General features: G+C 53.3%; 21 protein-coding genes. 12 read left to right on the plus strand and 9 right to left on the minus strand.

What is annotated here, in order from left to right; translation table 11 throughout:
* The first annotated feature begins 84 nt into the window (after positions 1–84).
* From rsfS to IB226_RS18265, 10 genes are all read left to right on the plus strand, one after another.
* Positions 85–402 (plus strand): ribosome silencing factor, encoded by a 318-nt coding sequence (rsfS, locus tag IB226_RS18220; RefSeq protein ID WP_008103673.1) that lies wholly within the window; start codon positions 85–87, stop codon positions 400–402.
* Positions 403–405: 3 nt separating this feature from the next.
* Positions 406–876 (plus strand): 23S rRNA (pseudouridine(1915)-N(3))-methyltransferase RlmH, encoded by a 471-nt coding sequence (gene rlmH / locus IB226_RS18225; protein WP_008103678.1) that lies wholly within the window; start codon positions 406–408, stop codon positions 874–876.
* A gap of 33 nt (positions 877–909) precedes the next feature.
* The gene (mrdA, locus tag IB226_RS18230) at positions 910–2,814 is read left to right on the plus strand and encodes a peptidoglycan DD-transpeptidase MrdA (RefSeq protein WP_101763251.1); all 1,905 of its coding nucleotides are present in this window, start codon (positions 910–912) and stop codon (positions 2,812–2,814) included.
* An 8-nt stretch (positions 2,815–2,822) separates the two neighbouring features.
* Positions 2,823–3,935, plus strand: a complete 1,113-nt coding sequence (mrdB, locus tag IB226_RS18235) for a peptidoglycan glycosyltransferase MrdB (RefSeq protein WP_101763316.1) — start codon at positions 2,823–2,825, stop codon at positions 3,933–3,935.
* Between the two features lie 10 nt (positions 3,936–3,945).
* Entirely contained in the window at positions 3,946–5,040 is a 1,095-nt protein-coding gene (rlpA, locus tag IB226_RS18240) for an endolytic peptidoglycan transglycosylase RlpA (protein WP_192236641.1), read from the plus strand.
* Between the two features lie 117 nt (positions 5,041–5,157).
* Positions 5,158–6,369: a D-alanyl-D-alanine carboxypeptidase DacA gene (dacA, locus tag IB226_RS18245; protein WP_101763253.1), complete on the plus strand. Its 1,212-nt coding sequence runs from the start codon at positions 5,158–5,160 to the stop codon at positions 6,367–6,369.
* A 96-nt stretch (positions 6,370–6,465) separates the two neighbouring features.
* Positions 6,466–6,729, plus strand: a complete 264-nt coding sequence (ybeD, locus tag IB226_RS18250) for a DUF493 family protein YbeD (protein ID WP_008103691.1) — start codon at positions 6,466–6,468, stop codon at positions 6,727–6,729.
* Positions 6,730–6,798: 69 nt separating this feature from the next.
* Positions 6,799–7,449 carry a lipoyl(octanoyl) transferase LipB gene (lipB, locus tag IB226_RS18255; RefSeq protein WP_192236642.1) on the plus strand — a complete coding sequence of 217 codons (651 nt, stop codon included), beginning with the start codon at positions 6,799–6,801 and terminating at the stop codon, positions 7,447–7,449.
* 176 nt (positions 7,450–7,625) lie between these two features.
* A complete protein-coding gene (gene lipA, locus IB226_RS18260) occupies positions 7,626–8,591 on the plus strand; it encodes a lipoyl synthase (protein ID WP_101763255.1) in 966 nt (321 codons plus the stop codon).
* Between the two features lie 147 nt (positions 8,592–8,738).
* Positions 8,739–9,767, plus strand: a complete 1,029-nt coding sequence (locus tag IB226_RS18265; protein ID WP_192236643.1) for a hypothetical protein — start codon at positions 8,739–8,741, stop codon at positions 9,765–9,767.
* An 88-nt stretch (positions 9,768–9,855) separates the two neighbouring features.
* On the opposite strand, the gene tatE is transcribed toward IB226_RS18265, so the two are convergent.
* The 6 genes from tatE to IB226_RS18295 all read right to left on the minus strand — a co-directional run bounded on the left by tatE (position 9,856) and on the right by IB226_RS18295 (position 14,544).
* Complete coding sequence (gene tatE / locus IB226_RS18270; RefSeq protein WP_064740541.1) at positions 9,856–10,059, minus strand: twin-arginine translocase subunit TatE; 204 nt, start codon at positions 10,057–10,059, stop codon at positions 9,856–9,858.
* Between the two features lie 98 nt (positions 10,060–10,157).
* Positions 10,158–10,928, minus strand: coding sequence for an amino acid ABC transporter ATP-binding protein (locus IB226_RS18275; protein ID WP_101763257.1), 771 nt, complete (start codon positions 10,926–10,928; stop codon positions 10,158–10,160).
* Positions 10,925–11,884, minus strand: coding sequence for an amino acid ABC transporter permease (locus IB226_RS18280; RefSeq protein WP_192236644.1), 960 nt, complete (start codon positions 11,882–11,884; stop codon positions 10,925–10,927). Before IB226_RS18280 ends, IB226_RS18275 begins: the two co-directional genes overlap by 4 nt.
* Positions 11,881–12,768, minus strand: a complete 888-nt coding sequence (locus IB226_RS18285) for an ABC transporter substrate-binding protein (RefSeq protein ID WP_110865710.1) — start codon at positions 12,766–12,768, stop codon at positions 11,881–11,883. The genes IB226_RS18280 and IB226_RS18285 overlap by 4 nt, the downstream gene beginning before the upstream one ends.
* 19 nt (positions 12,769–12,787) lie before the next feature.
* Positions 12,788–13,582 (minus strand): deaminated glutathione amidase, encoded by a 795-nt coding sequence (locus tag IB226_RS18290; RefSeq protein WP_101763260.1) that lies wholly within the window; start codon positions 13,580–13,582, stop codon positions 12,788–12,790.
* A gap of 2 nt (positions 13,583–13,584) precedes the next feature.
* On the minus strand, positions 13,585–14,544 hold the full coding sequence (locus IB226_RS18295) for an ABC transporter substrate-binding protein (protein ID WP_192236645.1): 960 nt from the start codon (positions 14,542–14,544) through the stop codon (positions 13,585–13,587).
* A gap of 137 nt (positions 14,545–14,681) precedes the next feature.
* On the opposite strand from IB226_RS18295, the gene IB226_RS18300 reads away from it, so the two are divergent.
* Positions 14,682–16,037 (plus strand): PLP-dependent aminotransferase family protein, encoded by a 1,356-nt coding sequence (locus IB226_RS18300; RefSeq protein ID WP_192236646.1) that lies wholly within the window; start codon positions 14,682–14,684, stop codon positions 16,035–16,037.
* Here the strand turns inward: IB226_RS18300 and IB226_RS18305 are convergent.
* From IB226_RS18305 to pagP, 3 genes are all read right to left on the minus strand, one after another.
* Positions 16,015–16,446: a GNAT family N-acetyltransferase gene (locus IB226_RS18305; RefSeq protein WP_192236647.1), complete on the minus strand. Its 432-nt coding sequence runs from the start codon at positions 16,444–16,446 to the stop codon at positions 16,015–16,017. The two genes, IB226_RS18300 and IB226_RS18305, sit on opposite strands and share 23 nt — an antisense overlap.
* 356 nt (positions 16,447–16,802) lie before the next feature.
* Positions 16,803–17,012 (minus strand): transcription antiterminator/RNA stability regulator CspE, encoded by a 210-nt coding sequence (cspE, locus tag IB226_RS18310; RefSeq protein WP_007890714.1) that lies wholly within the window; start codon positions 17,010–17,012, stop codon positions 16,803–16,805.
* Between the two features lie 150 nt (positions 17,013–17,162).
* Complete coding sequence (gene pagP / locus IB226_RS18315) at positions 17,163–17,735, minus strand: lipid IV(A) palmitoyltransferase PagP (RefSeq protein ID WP_192236648.1); 573 nt, start codon at positions 17,733–17,735, stop codon at positions 17,163–17,165.
* Positions 17,736–18,682: 947 nt separating this feature from the next.
* Between pagP and IB226_RS18320 the strand changes: the two genes are divergently transcribed.
* Positions 18,683–18,928 (plus strand): hypothetical protein, encoded by a 246-nt coding sequence (locus IB226_RS18320; RefSeq protein WP_101763266.1) that lies wholly within the window; start codon positions 18,683–18,685, stop codon positions 18,926–18,928.
* The last annotated feature ends 40 nt before the right edge of the window (positions 18,929–18,968 follow it).

Below are 18,968 nucleotides of genomic sequence, written 5' to 3' on the forward strand. Positions count from 1 at the left end.
ATGCTATACTGCGCCGCTTCATTTTCGGCTACCTTTCTCGCATCGTTAGCCCGTCCGTAATCACCTGTTTTTAAGGGGAACCTTTTGCAAGGTAAAGCACTCCAAGAGTTCGTTATTGATAAGATTGATGATCTCAAAGGCCAGGACATCATTGCTATTGATGTTCAGGGCAAATCCAGCATCACCGATTGCATGATCATTTGCACCGGCACTTCAACACGTCACGTCGCTTCTATCGCCGATCATGTGGTGCAGGAATCGCGCACTGCGGGCCTTAAGCCGCTGGGTGTAGACAGTAAAACCGCCTCCGATTGGGTGGTCGTTGACCTGGGTGACGTGATTGTGCACGTGATGGAAGCAGAGAGCCGCCAGCTGTACGAGCTGGAAAAACTCTGGAGCTAAGACGTGAAACTGCAGCTTGTGGCCGTCGGCACCAAAATGCCCGACTGGGTTCAGACCGGTTTCATGGAGTATCTGCGCCGCTTCCCGAAAGATATGCCGTTTGAACTGATCGAAGTAACTGCCGGCAAACGCGGCAAGAACGCTGACATCAAACGCATTCTGGAAAAAGAAGGTGAAGCGATGCTGGCCGCCGTGGGTAAAGGCAATCGTATTGTCACGCTGGATATCCCCGGACAGCCGTGGGAAACCCCACAGCTGGCGCAGCAGCTTGAACGCTGGAAACTGGATGGCCGCGATGTCAGCCTGTTAATCGGCGGTCCGGAAGGACTGGCGCCCGCGTGCAAAGCCGCTGCTGAACAAAGCTGGTCACTGTCAGCGCTCACGTTGCCACATCCGCTGGTGCGTGTGCTGGTAGCGGAAAGCCTGTATCGTGCGTGGAGCATCACCACGAATCATCCTTATCATCGTGAATAAACGCCTGACAACCCCAGACAATAAATGTAGCGGATGAAATTACAGAGCAACGCCTTTCGCGATTACACTGCCGAACAGAAACTTTTTGTCCGCCGAGCATTGGTGGCTTTTGTTGGCATTCTGCTGCTCTCCAGCATTCTGGTGGTCAACATGTACCACCTGCAAATTCTGCGCTTTGACGACTACAGCACCCGTTCAAATGAAAACCGCATTAAGCTGGTGCCGGTGGCACCGAGCCGCGGCATTATTTTCGATCGTACCGGCGTCCCGCTGGCAGTAAACCGCACGATTTATCAGGCCGAACTGATGCCGGAAAAGGTCGACAACCTGAAGCAGACCTTGCAGGATCTGCGTCCGGTACTGGATCTGACCGACGACGATCTCGATGCGTTTGACAAAGAGCGCAAACGCTCGCGCCGCTTTACCTCGATTCCGGTCAAAATCGGTTTAAACGAAGTGCAAGTGGCGCGTTTCGCCGTCAATCAATACCGTTTTCCTGGCGTGGAAGTAAAAGGCTATCAGCGCCGCTACTATCCGTATGGCCAGACGCTGACGCACGTAGTGGGCTACGTTTCCAAAATCAACGATCGCGACGTTACACGCCTCGATCAGGAAGGCAAATGGCCGAACTATGCGGCTACGCATGATATCGGCAAGCTCGGCATCGAAAATTATTACGAAGATGTGCTGCACGGTAAAACCGGTTATGAAGAGGTTGAAGTTAACAACCGTGGCCGCGTCATTCGACAGCTGCACGAGCAATCTCCGCAGGCCGGACGCGATATCTACCTGACGGTTGACCTCAAACTGCAGCAGTACATCGAAACCTTGTTGACCGGCAGCCGCGCGGCAGTGGTGGTGAGCGATCCACGCACCGGCGAAATTCTTGCACTGGTTTCTACCCCCAGTTACGACCCGAACCTGTTTGTCGACGGTATCTCGAGCAAAGATTATAAAGCGCTATTAAGCGACGAAAATCGTCCGCTGTATAACCGTGCGCTGCAGGCCTCCTATCCCCCAGCGTCAACGGTGAAACCTTACGTTGCCGTGTCGGCGCTGAGCGCAGGCGTGATCAACCGCAATACCAGCCTGTTCGATCCCGGCTGGTGGCAACTGCCTGGCTCGGAAAAGCGCTATCGTGACTGGAAAAAATGGGGCCACGGTCGCCTGAACGTCACTAAATCGCTGGAAGAGTCGGCGGATACCTTCTTCTATCAGGTTGCCTACGATATGGGCATCGATCGCCTGTCAGAGTGGATGACCAAGTTTGGTTACGGCCATCGCACCGGCATTGATCTGCCGCAGGAGAGCGCGGGCAACATGCCCACGCGTGAATGGAAGCTGAAGCGCTTTAAGAAGCCGTGGTATCAAGGTGACACCATTCCGGTGGGTATCGGCCAGGGCTACTGGACCGCGACGCCCATTCAGATGAACAAAGCGATGATGATTCTGATCAATGACGGTGTGATCAAAGTGCCGCACTTACTGCGCGCCACGCGTGAAGGCCAGGTCATGGTGCCTTATCGCCAGGTTCCGGATGCGCCGATTGGCGATATTCATTCAGGTTACTGGGAAATTGCCAAAGACGGCATGTATGGCGTAGCCAACCGCGCCAACGGTACCGCGCACAAGAGCTTTGCCGATGCACCCTACAAAATCGCCGCCAAATCCGGTACCGCGCAGGTTTACGGGTTGAAAGAAAATGAAGTCTACAACGCACACAAGATTGCCGAACGTCTGCGTGACCATAAATTAATGACCGCCTACGCGCCTTACGATAAACCGCGCGTGGCCGTCACCATGATTCTGGAAAACGGCGGCGCAGGCCCGGCTGTCGGCACCGTGATGCGCCAGATTCTCGACCACATTATGTTAGGCGACAACAATACCGTGCTGCCAGAAGCCGCACCGACACCGCCCGGCTACGAAGGTGAATGACAATGTCCATGAACGATAGTCCGCAGAAAAGATCGATCTGGACGCGCATCCATATCGACCCCCTGTTTATGCTGATCATTCTCAGCTTGCTGACCTACAGCGCCATCGTCATCTGGAGCGCTAGCGGACAGGATCCAGGCATGACCGAGCGTAAGTTCGGGCAGATTGCCATGGGCATCATCGTTATGCTGGTGCTGGCGCAGGTGCCGCCGCGCGTCTATGAAAGCTGGGCGCCCTATCTCTATATTGTCTGCGTAATATTGCTGATAGCAGTGGACGCATTTGGTCACATCAGTAAAGGCGCACAGCGCTGGCTCGATCTTGGTTTTGTGCGTTTTCAGCCCTCGGAGATTGCCAAGATTGCCGTGCCGCTGATGGTGGCGCGCTTTATTAACCGCGATGTCTGCCCGCCGACGCTGAAAAACACCGGCATCGCGTTGATTCTGATTTTCATGCCGACGCTGCTGGTGGCGGCACAACCCGATCTCGGCACCTCGATTCTGATCGCCGCTTCCGGCCTGTTTGTACTGTTCTTATCCGGCATGAGCTGGAAGCTGATTGGTATCGCGGTATTGCTGGTCGCCGCGTTTATCCCGATTTTGTGGTTCTTCCTGATGCATGATTACCAGCGCGCCCGCGTGATGATGCTGCTGGACCCGGAAAGCGATCCGCTCGGCGCCGGTTATCACATCATTCAGTCGAAGATTGCTATCGGTTCCGGTGGCCTGCGCGGCAAAGGCTGGCTGCACGGCACCCAATCGCAGCTGGAATTCCTGCCTGAACGCCATACCGACTTTATTTTTGCCGTTTTAGCGGAAGAACTTGGTCTGGTTGGCGTGTTGTTACTGCTGGTACTCTATTTGCTGCTGATCATGCGCGGACTGATTATCGCGGCGCGTGCGCAAACCACCTTTGGTCGCGTGATGGCGGGCGGTTTGATGCTGATTTTATTCGTTTATGTTTTCGTTAACATTGGCATGGTAAGTGGTATCTTACCGGTGGTTGGCGTACCGCTGCCGCTGGTGAGCTACGGCGGATCGGCATTGATTGTGTTAATGGCTGGATTTGGCATCGTGATGTCGATCCATACTCATCGAAAAATGTTATCTAAAAGCGTTTAAGAGGCTGCACATGCGTAAGGACTGGCTTGGGGTTGCACTGGCATCATTGGTACTGGCTGCCTGTTCCATACCGGAACAGCAGAATAATACTGCGCCACCGCAACCGGCCTATAACGGCCCGGTAGTGGAAATTCCTGGCGTGGAACCACGTTATGAACCGATCAATCCTTCCACCAGCCAGGATTACAGCGTCAACGGTAAAAACTACCGCGTGATCAAAGATCCTTCGAACTACAGCGAAGTGGGTTTAGCCACCTGGTACGGTGACGAAGCGCAGGGGAATCGCACCGCTATCGGTGAATCTTACGATCCGGAAGGCATGACCGCCGCGCATCCAACGCTGCCGCTGCCGAGCTATGTGCGTGTCACTAACCTCGCCAACGGCCGCCAAATTGTGGTACGCGTCAACGATCGTGGCCCTTACACGCCAGGCCGCATTATCGACTTGTCGCGTGCGGCGGGCGATCGCCTGAATATCTCTAACAACACCCGCGTGCGCGTTGATTACATTAAAGTGGCGCCGGATGGTTCCGTTTCCGGTCCCGGCACCATCGGTACCACCGTCGCCAAACAGAGTTACGCCCTGCCCGCGCGTCCCGATCTCGGCGGCGGCATGGTGATGATGGGTGGCAGCGCCAATGCGGCGCCAGCACCTGCACCGCAGGATGTGCGCGCTGTCGATAACAGCACCTTGCAAAGCAATGACAGCATGGGTGCGCCCGTCCAGAGCAGCGGTTTTCTCGGCGCGCCACAGCCGTTAGCCACGGGCGTGCTGGAAGGGAACGAGCCGGTTGCCGCGCCAGCCCCAGCAACGTCTTCCGCGCCAGCCGCTGCTGCCGCACCAGCTACCAGCCAGAATGCCCATGCCGACAGCGGTTATGTGGTTCAGGTCGGCGCGATTAACGATCCGGCGCGTGCACGTCAGCTGGCCGAAAGTCTGGGTAAACGCTTTGGCGTGCCGGGCGCGGTTGAAGCCAATGGCAACGTCTATCGCATTCAGTTAGGTGGCTATAAAAGCCGTGCCGAAGCCGCTGCCTTGCAGCAACGTCTTAACACTGAAGCGCAAATGAGCTCATTTATTACCACTGCCCGTCCATCGATGTAACGGACAGTGACATTTCCTGCTGAAACTGATTTGCAAAGCAAGATGTCGCCCGATCGGACGTTTGCTATAGTTAGGCACTTTTTTCACTCTAAACCCACGGATGTTGTAGTCCTGAACATGAATACGCTGAAACCTTCTCGTTTTCTGAAACGCCTGACAGTGGGATCACTGGTCGCCCTTTCTCTCAGCCATGCCGCATTTGCGGACGATGTTAATCTTAAGACTATGATTCCGGGTGTACCGGACATTGATGCTGAAGCTTATGTGCTGATCGACTATAACTCCGGCAAAGTGCTGGCCGAAAAGAACGCGGATGCACGCCGCGATCCGGCAAGCCTGACCAAAATGATGACCAGCTACGTGATTGGTCAGGCGGTCAAAGCGGGAAAAATCCATAACGATGACATCGTGACCGTGGGTAAAGATGCCTGGGCAACCGGTAATCCGGTATTCAAAGGTTCATCACTGATGTTCCTCAAGCCTGGCGATCGTGTGCCGGTTTCTCAGCTGACGCGCGGTATCGTGCTGCAATCAGGTAACGACGCTTGTGTAGCGATGGCGGATTACGTTGCTGGCAGCCAGGACGCATTCGTCAACCTGATGAACAACTACGTTGGCGCGCTGGGTCTGAAAAACACCCACTTCCAGACCGTGCACGGTTTGGATGCCGAAGGCCAATACAGCTCGCCGCGCGATATGGCGTTGATCGGCCAGGCGCTGATCCGTGACGTACCCGATGAGTACGCGGTTTACCGTGAAAAAGATTTCACCTTTAATAATATCAAGCAGACCAACCGTAACGGTTTGCTGTGGGATACCAGCCTGAACGTCGATGGCATTAAAACCGGCCACACAGACGCAGCGGGTTACAACCTGGTCGCCTCGGCAACGGAAGGCCAGATGCGTTTGATCTCCGCGGTGATGGGCGGTCGTACCTTTAAAGGCCGTGAAACCGAGAGCAAGAAGTTGCTGACGTGGGGCTTCCGCTTCTTTGAAACCGTCGCACCGCTGAAAGCGGGCAAAGAGTTTGCCTCTGAGCCTGTGTGGTTCGGTGACAGCGATCGTGTCCAGCTGGGCGTGGAGAAAGATGCCTATCTGACCATTCCGCGTGGCCGCATGAAAGATCTCAAAGCCAGCTATGTGCTGAACAACACTGAACTGCATGCGCCGCTGCAGAAAAATCAGGTAGTGGGCAGCATCAACTTCCAGCTCGACGGCAAAACTGTGGAACAGCGTCCGCTGGTGGTGCTGAATGAAGTGAAAGAAGGTGGTTTCTTCGGCCGCATCATCGATTACATCAAACTGATGTTCCACCACTGGTTCGGCTAAGGCGCGCTTGAAAAAACGCCAATTTGCCCCCAATTAAGTTACTATCTTTGCTCCCGCCTCGGCGGGAGCCTGTTTTTTAAGCACCGGAGTCAATGTATGAAAACCAAATTGAATGAACTGCTCGAATTCCCTACGCCTTTCACTTACAAAGTGATGGGTTTGGCGCAACCGGAGCTGGTTGATCAAGTGGTTGAAGTGGTGCAGCGCCACGCGCCAGGCGATTACAAACCGGACGTTAAGCCAAGCAGCAAAGGCAACTATCACTCTGTTTCCATTACCATCATCGCCACCCACATTGAGCAGGTTGAAACCCTGTACGAAGAGCTGGGCAATATCGAAATCGTGCGCATGGTGCTGTAATTCTGGCGCTGGCAAAGTCCGCTTTGCCAGCGTTATACTCTGCCTTCCACTCTTTACCGGATATCTGCTTTGTCAGCTAATACGCTTCTTGTTCGTCAACTCGGCCAGCGCGATTGGCAACCCATCTCCGATGCCATGCATCACTTTACCGATCAACGCGACAGCAGCACTGCCGATGAAATCTGGCTGGTGGAACATCATCCGGTGTTTACCCAAGGCCAGGCAGGGAAAGCTGAACATCTGCTGATGCCGGGCGATATTCCGGTGGTACAAAGCGATCGCGGCGGCCAGGTAACCTATCACGGCCCCGGCCAACAGGTGATGTATGTGCTGATTGACGTAAAACGTCGCAAGATGGGCGTGCGCGAGTTAGTGACGGCGTTAGAAGAAACGGTGATCGCCACGCTGGCCGACTATGACATCAGCGCGCGGGCGCGACCGGATGCGCCGGGCGTGTACGTTGGCGATGACAAGATTTGTTCGCTGGGACTGCGCATTCGTAAAGGCTGCTCGTTTCACGGCCTGGCGCTGAATGTGGCGATGGATTTAGCGCCGTTCCTGCGCATCAATCCGTGCGGATATGCCGGGATGCAAATGACGCAGCTTAGCCAGCTGCAGCCGGGCGTCACGCCCGCCGATGTGCGACCACGTCTGGTGCAGCATTTCGCCCATTTAACCGGATTTACCCAACTGGAATGGCATAGTGATGCCGCGGTCTGACCTTGACTGTACGTGCCTATTTACAAAATTGTAACTTTTGCACCGGCGAATCGGCTGCTTATGAGCAGACGAGATGATATAATTTTTGCCATATTTTCAAAAAAAGTTGAAAGCCTGGTTCTCAGTTTGAGTGAGGAAGCTTTCAAATCGCAATCCCGACCGGAACCTGCAGATTTATGAGTAAACCAATTCAGATGGAACGTGGCGTCAAGTATCGCGATGCCGACAAAATGGCGCTGATCCCGGTGAAAACCGTGATGGTTGAGCGTGAAGAAATTCTGCGTAAGCCGGAATGGATGAAGATCAAACTGCCTGCGGACTCCAGCCGCATTCAGGGCATCAAGGCCGCGATGCGTAAAAACGGTCTGCACTCGGTGTGTGAAGAAGCCTCCTGCCCTAACCTCGCAGAGTGTTTCAACCACGGTACCGCGACCTTTATGATCCTCGGCGCGATCTGTACCCGTCGCTGCCCATTCTGCGACGTGGCGCACGGCCGTCCGAATATGCCTGACGCTAACGAACCGCTGAAACTGGCACAAACCATCGCCGATATGGCGCTGCGTTATGTGGTCATCACTTCAGTGGACCGTGATGACCTGCGCGACGGCGGTGCCCAGCACTTTGCTGACTGCATCAGCGCGATTCGCGAAAAAAGCCCAACCATCAAAATTGAAACATTGGTACCGGACTTCCGTGGTCGTATGGATCGCGCGCTGGAAATCCTCACCGCGACGCCACCGGATGTGTTTAACCACAATCTGGAAAACGTGCCGCGCGTTTACCGTCAGGTCCGTCCTGGCGCCAACTACGATTGGTCACTGAAATTGCTGGAGCGTTTCAAAGAAGCGCATCCGGATATCCCGACTAAATCGGGTTTGATGGTCGGTCTGGGCGAAACCAATGCTGAAATCATTGAAGTGATGCGCGATCTGCGTCGCCACGGCGTCACCATGCTGACGCTGGGACAGTATTTGCAGCCGAGCCGTCACCACTTGCCGGTGCAGCGCTACGTTAGCCCGGCCGAGTTTGACGAAATGAAAGAAGAAGCAATGGCGATGGGCTTCACCCATGCCGCCTGCGGCCCGTTTGTGCGCTCCTCTTATCACGCCGATATGCAGGCCAAAGGTCTGGAAGTTAAGTAATATGCTTCGCGATTGCGCTCTTACCAGGGCGCAATCGCAAATATCTCCTTAAAAGTCTTAATCCCTGTCTCAAATCTGTCGCTTTAATCGCTGAGGCCATAAGAGCCTATTTCTCTTTTCTCAGTGTTTATTTTTGAAGGTCAGATAATGCAAACATCCTCTCACTTAAAGGGGCTCGATTTTCTCCGGGAACCCGATTTGTCAGGTCAAATACCCGATGTGCGGCTTAACAGTGCATCCGGAGAGAGTTTGGATGCGCTTAAAGCGCGCACCACGCCCATAGATAACACCAATCCCTATACTTCATCTCACGCCTCATGTGCCAATGCATTTATCGCTACCGCTATCAGTATTGAGCATCGATACGATGAAATTCATTTAGAGTTGCCACTAAAGGGTCATGAAACTGTCGCTGTGATGCCCGAAGTGGTGCGACACATCATGCCTTATGCTGAAGATATTGCTTTTCAAACTTCTCAGGAGAATGTACTCCCTGTGATTAATGAAGAGCCTGAACCTGAATGGAATTTTGATTTGCTGGAAGCGAAATTCAATGCTCCTCTGCCACAACTGTGGCAACCGGCTATCGGCATGCACCACGAGAGTTTGGAAATTGCCACGCTACCTGAACGCGAGAGTGCCAAACCTCAACTTTTAGTACAGGTACAGTCAAAGGTTATCGCTGAAAATGAGGTCATCATCGATGATCTGAATGAGGATGAAGGGTCTTTCAGCGGTGATGCGCCAGTTGGTACGACGTTATACTTTTATCTTGATGATGTGTGGGTCGGCAGCTCTGAAATTGATAGCCAAGGCCGCTGGCAGTTTGAACTGCCCACCGATATTTCTGTCGCTCAGCATGTTTTTAGTGCAGTCCCCATTAATCCGCAAGGCGTAATGGGTGGCAAAGTTGATTATCCGTTTTTGACTAAGCCTAAAATAGGTGAAATCATTATGCCAATTGATGAGAGTGAATCAGACAAAATTGAAATAGCACTCATTGATGTTATTACAGCCGAGGAAGAAGAAACAATATCGTTGATACCATTAATTTTAACTGATGATATGTTGCAGGGCTGGCATACCCAGGATGGGTTGAGCGACTTTGATGGCTTATATGGCTCAACAATATTTGATGTGGATGAGCAGGAAATCATTTACGCCAATTGGCACTAAGACGCAAAAAACAAAAACCAGGCTGGCGACAGTCTGGTTTTTTATCAACGTAATAAATATTTACACTTATTGACGTTCGGCGCAGAGATTACTCTTTGTGGCTGACACGTTCAGCAGGCACTTCTTCAGCGCTGCTTTTGGATGCGCCGGATTCATCATCTTTCATGGCTTTTTTGAAGCCTTTGATTGCGGAACCCAGATCGCCACCCAGTGAACGTAACTTATTGGTGCCAAAAAGCAGTACGATGAGCGCACCGATGATCAGCAGTTTGGCAATACTGATACCTTCCATAATTTACCTTTCAACCAATGTGAAAAACGGACCTGACTATTAACGCGCAGTTTATAAACGGCCTCAACTGCAATCTGTAACAGAGTGAGACCGCCTGCTCAGATAAAGCGGCTGAGAAATGCCTGCGTGCGCGGATGTTGCGGGTTACCAATCACCTGCTCCGGACTACCCTGCTCCACTACCACGCCGCCATCCATAAACACCACGCGATCGGCCGCCTCACGCGCGAAACCAATTTCATGGGTCACGACAATCATGGTTAGCCCTTGATCGGCTAAGGTGCGCATGGTGGCCAGCACTTCGCCAACTAATTCCGGATCGAGTGCCGAAGTGGGTTCATCGAACAGCATCAGCGCCGGTTTAATCGCCAGCGCACGCGCAATCGCCACGCGCTGCTGCTGGCCACCGGATAGATGACGCGGCCAGGCGTCGGCTTTGTCACTCAATCCCACGGTCGCCAGCAGTTCACGCGCATGCTTGAGTGCATCCTGCCGTGTAAACTTGTGCACACCTATCGGCGCTTCAATGATGTTTTGCAGCACCGTCATGTGCGGATAGAGGTTGAACTGCTGAAACACCATGCCGATTTTCTGGCGCTGATGAGCAATTTTACGCGCCGACAGACGATGCAAAATACCGCGCTTCAGTTCATAACCGATCTGATCGTCACCGACCACAATCGAACCGGCATTCATGTCTTCCAGATGGTTAATACAGCGTAAAAAGGTGGATTTACCCGAACCTGATGGCCCGAGAATCACCACCACTTCACCGGGAAACACATCGAGATCGATGCCTTTCAGCACTTCATTATCGCCATAACTCTTCTGCACATTACGCGCACGCACCAGTGGCTGAACTTCACTCATACATCCTCCTTCAGACGGTGCGCGACGGCTGGCGCGGCTTCGTTAGTGGCAACGCGACGTTTGTTCACCACCGTGCGGGTGGTGCCGCGTGCGTAGTAACGCTCGATGGCGGACTGACCAAGGTTGAGAATCGAGGTGATAAACAGATACCAGATCACTGCGACCATCAGCATCGGGATAATTTCAAAGGTGCGGTTATAAACGGCCTGCACTGAGTACAACAGATCGCCCATAGCGATCACACTTACCAGCGAGGTCGCTTTGATCATGCTAATCAACTGGTTGCCGGTAGGCGGAATAATTGAACGCATCGCCTGTGGAATGATCACGCGGCGCAGCGCACGACTGCGACTCATGCCAAACGCCTGGGTGGTTTCGACCTGACCGTTATCCACTGACAGCAGGCCGGCGCGAATGATCTCGGCCATATAAGCCGCTTCATTGAGCGCCAGTCCGGCAATGGCTGCGGTCAGTGGCGTGATCAGATCGTTGGTGTTCCAGCTGGCAAAAGTGATATCCGTCCACGGAAGAGTGATTGCGATGGTGGGAAACAGCGTCGACAGGTTGTACCAAAAGATCAGCTGTACCAGCAGCGGCGTACCCCGGAAAAACCAGATGTAGAGCGACGATAAGCCGCTCAGCAATTTGTTTTCCGAGAGACGCCACACGCCCAACAGCAGCCCGAGCAGCGTGCCGAGAATCATCGACACCACCGTCAAGCCGAGCGTGACCTGCAGGCCTTTCATCACCGAACCTTCGGTGAACCACTGCAGCACCACGTTCCACTCGAAATTGGGGTTGGTCGCCACCAGCCAGAGGAAGTTCGCGGCAATAACCAGCACCAAAATCCATGAGATCCAGCGCCCATAAGTCGGCGCACTGCGGGCAAAAGCCACATCGCGCTGCTGCACGTCGGCCTTATCCCTGGCTCGCGAATTGTTGGTGACCGGACTCATTTTGCAGCCCCTTGCGCCAGGTTACGTCCCGGTTGCTGCAACACGTTGCCGTCTAATTTCCACTTCTTCATGATGGCCGCGTAAGTGCCGTTATTGAACAGCTCTTTGTACGCATCCAGCACCACGTTGCCGAGTTCAGAACCCTTGGGTACCACGGTGCCCTGGAAAATGTCACCAAAGCCGTTTTTCTTGCCTTTGCCCGAAAGCTCCAGCTGGCCATTGGCCTGTTCGATGAAGTATGTCAGCGGCGCCTGCGAGGAGAAGAAAGCATCGGAACGTTTTGAACGCACGGCTAAAATCGACGATGGCTGGTCGGTGAAGGATTGCACCACCACCGCCGGTTTACCCGCCGCGACACAGGCATCGGACTGCTTGCGAATCACCTGCTCTGCTGAACCGGCCGCCATTACCGCAATGCGTTTACCGCAGGTATCTTCCAGACCGTTAATCTTCGAGGGATTGCCTTTCTGCACGCCAAACACCACGAACTCCTGCACGAAGTCGATAAAATCAACCTTCTGCTGACGATCCGGATAATCGCCAATCGGGCCAATCGCCATCTGGTAGCGGCCGGAATTAATGCCGGTGAGCACGCCCGATAAACCGCTGACGGTGGCATGTTCAATCTTCACGCCCAGCAATTGTGCCAGCGCTTCGGTGAGATCGGCGGAAGCGCCGTCCATTGAGTGCGGACCGTTAACGATCTCATACGGAGGAAAAGATCCGTTGTTCACCGAGATCATTTTACCGCTGCTTTTGATCTCTGCTGGCAGACGATCGTGCAGCGCCTGATCCACTTTTTGCGCAGGAATCACGTCGGCGGCCTGAGCGAAACAGGCCGTGAGGCCCAATGACAGCGCGATGGCGGTAGCAAGAATTTTCATCAGTCAGATTCCCCAGCGATCAAAGTGGTTTAAGTTCGGGACGCGCAAAACAGCGATTTTCCAGCACCGGTAGTACGCTGCGTGCATAGGCGATGCGCTGCGGATCGAGATCGGCAAACACCAGCGCGGCCGATTCCGGCGCTTTGGCAATCGCCACGCCCAACGGATCGATTACCAGGCTGTTGCCGATATTGCGTGGCCCGCATTCGCCCACCGCCACCATGTAGCAGGTGTTTTCCAGCGCACGCGCGGTGGTCAGCAATTCCCAGTGCATCTCTTTCAGCGGGCCTTTCACCCACGCTGCCGGCAGCACCAGCACATCCGCGCCGTCAAGCACTAGGCGACGCGCCAGCTCCGGAAAGCGCACGTCGTAGCAGGTCATCAACCCGACTTTCATGCCCGCCACGTCAACCAGCGGCGGAATCTCACGCCCCGGATTCACGCGCTGCGACTCCTGCATGGCGAAGGCATCATAAAGGTGCAGTTTCACGTACTCGGCGATGATTTCGCCGTTGCGAATGGCGATCAGCACATTGAGCGCCTTCTGCCCTTCTGTCGGCACGTGCACGCTCATCATGGTGGTCAGATTGTTGCCTTGGCTAACCGCCAGCAGCTGCGTGACGAAAGGACCATCAAGTGGCTGCGCCGCTTTCAATACCAGATCAGGATCGGCGATATCACGCGCCAGCACGCCTTCCGGCAGCACCAGCAGATCAGCACCGCCTGCCAATGCCTGGTTCATCAATCCGATGCAGATATCGGTGTTTTCCTGCCATTCGCGGCTGACGGCAAATTGTCCCATTGCTACTTTCATGGTTATTCTCCTTGCGCCGCAGCCGGGAAAATCGCTTCCGGCGTCAGCAATGTTTGGGTTAGGCCTTGCTGGAACAGCTCATTCGCAAAGTCGGCAATCATCTTTTTGTTAACGGAAAATCCGTTCTGATTCCAGTTGGCCGGTAATTCCTGTGCGGTGCGCCGCAAATCGTCCAGCAGCCACGGCGTGGTGTCGGCGTATTTCTCGCGCTTCTTCATCCACATCTGGTACGAACGATCGATGATGTCGCTCAGCGCCTGAGGCAGCCACGGATGCGCCTCCGCTAAGGCGGGCTTCAGTGCCAGTAAGTGAATGCCCGGCACATAACCGACGCGATTAAAGTAGTCGCGCTCGGCAGCGGCAAAATCCACCTGCAGCTGACGCAAACCCGAATCGGCGAGGAAAAAACCTTCCGGCATAAAAGGGGTAAAGACAGCATCCAGCTCGCCCTCTTTCAGCAACGCGATCAGTGGACGCTCACCTGGCGCCGGTTCAATACGCCCCGGACGACCAAAACCGGCCAGACGATCAACAATCGGGTGATCCTCAGTCAAACGCCCGGCAAACCAGTACGCATCATCAATCTCCACGCCCGCTTCACGCAGCACGGTGCGCGTCCAGGTGTTGCCCGAATCCTGCCAGCCGGTAACGCCGATCTTTTTGCCTTTCAGCTGCGCTGGCGAGGTAATCGGGCTGTCGCTGCGCGTAATGATGCAGCGCTGACGGAAACCGCGCATCAGAAAGTGTGGCAGGCCCAACAGTGAAGTGTCACCTTTAGCCCGAGCCTGAGCAAAGCGGCTAAACGACACCTCACCGGCATCGTATTTATCGCTGGTGGCGAGGTTATCCACCAGCGTGCCAACGCGATCGATCTCCAGCGAGAAACCTTCCGGTTTGATATCGCCAAGTGCCAGCGGTGTGAAGTAATCCCAGTCACGTACCGCCAGTCTGATGGTTACCATAGTTTTGCCTTCCCCGTCTGTTCTGCCAGCCCTGCGGCTGTGATTATTTATGCAGCAAATAGTGCTTGAATTTGAGTCTAAATCGCGAATACTAATCTGAACAATCTATTATTTGTTACTGAACAAAGGATTTTCTTATGACGCAAAGTGTGGATTTGGAGTGGCTCAGCCAGCAGATCACGGATGCTTCGGTGAAAGGCATCACGCATGCGGCATCCACGCTAATTCGCGATGGGCAGATTGCGGTGGGCATGCAGATGCCGGCAGTACGGGAATTGGCTGAGCGATTGGGCGTGAGCCCGGCAACCGTTTCCGCTGCCTGGGCGCAACTGAAGAAGCAGAAAGTGCTGGCGGGTAAAGGTCGCAGCGGCGTGTGGGTGAGCGGCAATAGCGTGATGCCGCGTCCGATTCGCTTCGAGAAAATCGGCAATTACGGCGAGAATGTTCAGGCGTCACTGGCAATGGCCTCACCGGATCCAACGTTATTGCCGGATCTACGTCAGGCGATGCTGGCGGGCATTGCATCGCCGCAACTGAATAGTTATCAGCGTGAGGCGATTTCACCGCAATTGCTGGATGCCGTAGCGCCACGTTGGCCCTATCCCGCCGAAGCCTGGTTGGCAACCGATGGCGGCTTCGATGCCATGAACCTGATCGTTCAGACGTTGCTGTCACCGGGCGATCGTGTGGTAATCGAAGATCCTACTGCAACGCGATTACTGGATATTTTAGACAACATCGGTGCTGAAATTCTGCCGCTGCCCTGCGATGAGCAAGGTCCCATTCCCTCGACGCTGACCACGCTGATGCAGAAATCTCCGGCGATGTTTATTTATCAACCGCGCACCCATTCCGCTACCGGAAACAGCGTGAGCCAGCGTCGCAGTGCAGAGCTGGCGCGCGTGCTGGCAAACAGCAGCACCGTCATTGTCGAAGATGACGGCATTGGCGATCTGTCGCGCTGCCCGGTGTTTAGCCTCGGCTTCCACTATCCCGAACGCGTGCTGCACGTGCACTCGTTTTCCAAAGCTTATGGGCCGGATTTGCGGCTGGCAGTGTTATCAGGCACCGCCGAAATGGTGAAGCGCCTGCAAGCATGGCGCAACTTTGGCGTGAGCTGGACCAGCCGTATTTTGCAGGATGCCGTGGCGTGGATGCTCAATGATGAAGAGACTCAGCAGCGTATTCAGCAGGCCAAAGCCACCTATGCGCAGCGTCGCCAGCAGTTACTGGCCGCGCTGGCGAAACGCGGTCTGGTGCTGGAAGAGCGTGATGGATTGAGCGTGTGGATTCCGGTGGAATCGGAGCAGTACGCGATGATCACGCTGGCCGCGCGCGGTATCGCCGTGCTGCCCGGGGAGCGCTGTAGCATTAGCAGCCGGCAGTTCATTCGCGTCAGCGCGGCGCTGCTCCCTGTTGCACAACTCGACAGCATCGCCGATGCCATCGTGATAGCCAGCGGACGCGAGCTCAATCTAAACCCAGAGCTTTAATGTGATAGCGCGGTGATTCCACATAGCCTTCACGCGCATAGAACTGGTTGGCTTTGAGGCGCGATGAATGGCAGTGCACTTCCATACGATCGCAACCGCGTGACCGCGCCAGCTGTTCGGCGTGGTTCAATAACTGCTGCCCGCTGCCTTTGCTGCGCTCGCCTTCGGCAATACAGAAGTAGCTGATGCGGGCAAAATCGCCGGCCAATGCCAGCTGCGGAATAAAGTGCAACGAGAGAAAGCCCAGCACCTGATTGCCGTGTTCCGCGACCAACAACATTTCATCGGGATGATGAATAAGCTGCGCCAAACGTGTATCGATAAATCCTTCCGTCGCGCTATAACCTAATTCGGTTAGCAACGCGCTCAATGCAAAACTGTCTTTTGCCTGTGCCTGACGTATGTTCATCCTGCCTCCTCATTTTCCCTGAGCAGTTATATAGCGTTGCCGGACAAAAATCTGCAAGTAAGCATTGTTGTGGCTATGTTACGGAAGTTATCTGTGAGATGTGCCGCAGAATCTGCCTTGTCACGAGAATGTCATAACGGCTTAAGGCTGGCTTAATCTGGCATTGGCATGCTGAGGGAAATCTCTTTCTGAGGCAGGCGAAATGAAAAACCTTATTCCACGCACTTTCGATGAGTTAATGGCGCTGAGCATCAGCATGCTTGCCTTAGCGAGCTGGATGATTATTTGGTGGCGAGCCTAAAAAAGGATAAAAAAAACCCGCCATAAGGCGGGTTTTCAGAATTCGAACTGTTAAATTACAGTGCGATAACGTTAGCAGCTGATGGGCCTTTAGCGCCGTCAGTGATTTCGAACTCAACGCGTTGACCTTCAGCCAGAGTTTTGAAACCGTTGCTGTTGATTGCAGAGAAGTGTACGAATACATCTTTGCTGCCATCTTCTGGAGTAATGAAACCGAAGCCTTTCGACTCATTAAACCACTTTACGTTACCTTTGATCTTAGACATCTATATTACCTTTACATGAAAAAAGGACACTAAACTGTGTCGACGTCTAGTACAGCAATTGCGGTGACATTTGTCCAGTGCGATTTGATGAAAAAGTGATAAATATTGATTTTTTGCATGCCGATCACACTTTATGCGTGCCGCAAGCGCTTAAAACTCAAATCTCAGCCATGCAAAGTAAACGTTGCCGTTATTATAAGTGCCGGGAATATAAGTCATTTGGAAAGTGGCTGGACCATATCCAATTGATGCCAAAGGCAATATCAGCGGAACCGGGATGTAGCGCCAGTTATCACGTGCCGTTACACCCGCCGTGTATCCGGCGCCCAAATGAAAGTTCTGATCGCTAAGCGGTCGCCAGGTCGCTTCCCAACCGTAACCGCCAATCGGCTCCCATTTGTTAAAGGAGTCCTTGAACGCCATCAGGTACAAACCGTGCCAGTTACCTTTCTCATCCCAGCGCGAAACGCCCGCACCTGCGCCCCACGGGCGCTCGTTGTATTTATCGATGTGCTCATCGTCGTAAGTCCAACGATTGTGCCAGGTAATCGCCGGCAGATAAAAATCATAATTCTGCGGTTGCGACCAGGTTTGCGACACGTTATTGCTAAAGGTGTTCCAGCCTGATTTGATGGCTTGTGAAGTTGTTACCGCTGATGCCGAAAATGAGACCGATGAGGTCAAAAGGCAGCCTAACAAAACTGCAGAAAAGTGCCGATTCACAACTTAATTTCCTGTTAATTCGTGCTGAAAAAATGCACTACCCTGAGGCAAAGTTTTCAGATTCTTGTACGACGCATTCCTAAGTAATCGCCAAAAGGATATTAAAAAACATGCTTAATATCTCCAGGCTAATTCTCGGTTGACGGCGAATTTTACCTCATGCGGAATGTGAAATTGAAACGCCGGATAAACGGAAAGGCATTACTGAGGGATGTACACAAAGTGCAATCATGTTGTGATGATGACGGCAAGCAATAAGATAGCTTTCAGTGACTTAGTATCAACTATTCACGCATGGAATAAATTAACAAAATTTATCAATTGAACTCGCCCGACGAATAAGATAAATCTCGATACTCCAGGACGGAGATGGGGAAAAAACTGACATGACTATTCGTTGTAGCCGCTGCGGTTGCACTAAATTTTTTTACACCTTAACGGACTGCAAACAGGTCGATGCAATAAATCATCATGGCGCCTGCTGCGCACAGTGTCAGAAACCGTTGACGCTGGGCGATCTCATCCTGCCGATTGCGTCTTTTAATGACAGCGAAAAATCCTATGCTGAATAAAAAATTCAGGCACCCGCAGGTGCCTGTTGTTGTCAGAAAATCAGTTTAAAGACGCCTGTTAGTGTCAGTAACCCAACGATGAAGATGATGGCGATAACCCACAGAATTATTTTCATTGTTCGCTCCTTCAAGTATGAAAAATAACGTGTCTGCTAACCAGTATAGATGATCATTCTGCTTTCGCTGGGCGCTGCGAGAGTGGTCACAACCCTTGGCTATCGTTTCGCTTAATGCCGATTTAATTCTGCGAGACGGGTCGCAGCCTGCGATTTTCCCTCTCCTTGATTCCGCACTCAGCGCCTGTCCGCAGTCTAAACTTATAGCGCCTGAAGAGGCCTCGATTGTTATCAATGCCGACGTAACAAGGAGATTCTTATGAGCACGATTAATACCAGCATGGGGCGTTATAGCCTTAAGGCAAAGGATTACGGCAACCACATCAGCGGCAGTATAGCGATTAATGATGAAGGTGGCACGCAACTCACCCTGCAGGAATTTGAAGAGCACTATCTTGACGATGTCGTCAACAATGTCATTTATCCGATCACTGGCGGAAACCGTGAAATTACCCGCGCGCTGCGCGATCAGATGGTCAAAGCGGGCTTTGAACAGCCGCACTGAGTTTTTGGGCCACACGTTGTGGCCCTTTACTTCTTATCAT

It is taken from the genome of Pantoea sp. PNT03, assembly GCF_014852515.1.
Lineage (GTDB): Bacteria > Pseudomonadota > Gammaproteobacteria > Enterobacterales > Enterobacteriaceae > Pantoea > Pantoea leporis.